This is a genomic window from Streptomyces sp. NPDC104309 (genome assembly GCF_055584025.1).
Genome location: NZ_JBVJMV010000147.1, coordinates 1 through 1,433, shown reverse-complemented (window position 1 = coordinate 1,433; position 1,433 = coordinate 1). Strand labels below are relative to the sequence as shown.

At 69.2% G+C, this 1,433-nt stretch carries 2 protein-coding genes; both read right to left on the bottom strand.

Features of this window, described 5'->3' with window-relative positions; translation table 11 throughout:
* On the bottom strand, positions 1-716 hold a 716-nt coding region (istB, locus tag ACZ68L_RS46915), incomplete at its 3' end, for an IS21-like element helper ATPase IstB (RefSeq protein ID WP_469591055.1).
* Positions 713-1,433, bottom strand: a 721-nt coding sequence (locus tag ACZ68L_RS46910; RefSeq protein WP_469591053.1) for a Mu transposase domain-containing protein, incomplete at its 5' end; no start/stop codon positions are given. The genes ACZ68L_RS46910 and istB, both read right to left, overlap by 4 nt.

The window sequence follows — 1,433 nt, the reverse complement described above, 5'->3', positions numbered from 1 at the left end:
CTGGGGCCGTTGATGGCGATCACGTCGCAGTGGTGGAGTAGCCGGTCGAGGATCGCGGTGGCGAGGACTTCGTCGCCGAAGACTTGGCCCCACTCGCTGAAGGTCTTGTTCGAGGTCAGGATGATCGAGCCCTTCTCGTAGCGTTTGGAGATCACCTGGAAGACCAGGTTCGCTTCGGCTCGTTCCAGGGGCTGGTAGCCCACCTCGTCGACCACGAGGACGCTGGGCCGCAGGTAGGTGCCGAGTTTGCTGGTCAGACGGCCGGCGGCCTCGGCGGTCCTGAGGTTGCGGACCATGTCGTCGAGGCTGGTGAAGTAGATCGAGTAGCCGGCTCGGCAGGCCGCGACGGCGAGCCCGACGGCGATATGGGTCTTGCCGACCCCGGGCGGCCCGAGGAGGGCCGCGTTCGCCTTGCCCTCGACGAAGGACAGGGTGGCAAGGTCTTTGACCTTGCGCGGGTCGAGCTCGGGCTGGAAGGAGAAGTCGTAGTCGTCGAGGGTTTTGTGGTGCGGAAGCTTCGAGGTTCGCAGGCCCTGGCGGAAGCGGCGGTCGTCGCGGACGGCGAGTTCCTCGGCCAGGACCAGGTCGATGAGGTCGAGGTAGCCCATCTTGGCCTCGTCCGCCCGCGAGACGTACTGGCTCAGGGCCTCGGCCAGGTGGGGCAGGCCGAGCTTGATGGCCGTGGTGCGGATACGGGTGCTGACGAGCTCACTCAAGACGGTTCCTTCGGCATCGACGGGGTGGTGAAGGGGCGGGTGCCGGTCAGTTCGTCGTAGATCGACAGCGGGCGGCGGCCGACCTCGATGCGGGTGGCCGCGGCCCGGTTCAGCAGAGCGCCCAGCGGACCGGCCCCGACGCCCAGGGTGTCCCGGTTGCGGGGCTGGGAGGGGACTTCGCCCGTGGTGACGCGGCGGTTGTCGCCTCTGGGCAGGCCGTCCCAGTGCTTCTCATCGACGATGCGGGCTCCGCGGCCGACCGCCCGCGGATGGGCGGCCAGCAGGGTCTCGCCGCCGGCGTCGGGTGTGGTGGAGTGCAGCGTGACCTGGGACTTCGTGGCCCGGATCTCGACCAGTTGGCGGGGGCGGACCTTGCGGGCCGGCACTGAGTAGAGGTTCGCGTCGAAAGCGACCAGGCAGTCCTTGCCGACGTGCCGCAGATGCCGCTGGCTGACCACATAGGGTGTTCGCGGCAGCGGCCGCAGAGCCACGTGGTCGCGGACGGCGCGGTGCCCGATGACCTCGCCGTGGGTGCCGTGGACCTTCGCCCGCCGCAGCGGCACCCAGGCGGTGAACGCGGCGTCCATCTCCTCGACGGAGGAAAACGCCCGTCCGGCCAGGACATGGTCACGGACGATCAGCACCTGCCGCTCGACCCGGCCTTTCCCTGTGGGCCGGTAGGCGGCCAGTACGTCGATGTCGAAGTCGTAGTGCCCG